The organism is Pseudomonas sp. SIMBA_068 (assembly GCF_046534705.1).
GTDB classification, from domain to species: Bacteria; Pseudomonadota; Gammaproteobacteria; order Pseudomonadales; family Pseudomonadaceae; genus Aquipseudomonas; species Aquipseudomonas putida.
The window spans coordinates 1-271 of record NZ_JAWRYI010000524.1 but is presented as its reverse complement, the minus strand read 5'-3'; the positions used below and the strand labels follow the sequence as shown (position 1 = coordinate 271).

Annotated in this window: 1 protein-coding gene; it reads left to right on the top strand. The window is 67.2% G+C overall.

The window, feature by feature from the left end; translation table 11 throughout:
- Positions 1–271, top strand: a 271-nt coding sequence (locus tag SB756_RS30230; protein ID WP_410913254.1) for a condensation domain-containing protein, incomplete at both ends; no start/stop codon positions are given.

Sequence of the window (271 nt, the reverse complement as noted above, 5' to 3'; positions counted from 1 at the left end):
ATCGAAGCCTTCGCCCGGGCCAACCGGGTCACGGTCAACACCTTGGTGCAATCGGCCTGGCTGCTGCTGTTGCAGCGTTGCACCGGCCAGGCCAGCGTGTGCTTCGGCGCCACGGTCGCCGGCCGCCCGGCAGACCTGCCCGGCGTGGAAGAGCAGATTGGCCTGTTCATCAACACCCTGCCGGTGATCGGTGTACCGCGTGCCGAGCAGACTGTAGCCGAGTGGATCGGCCAGGTGCAGGCTGGCAACCTGGCTGTGCGCGAATTCGAGC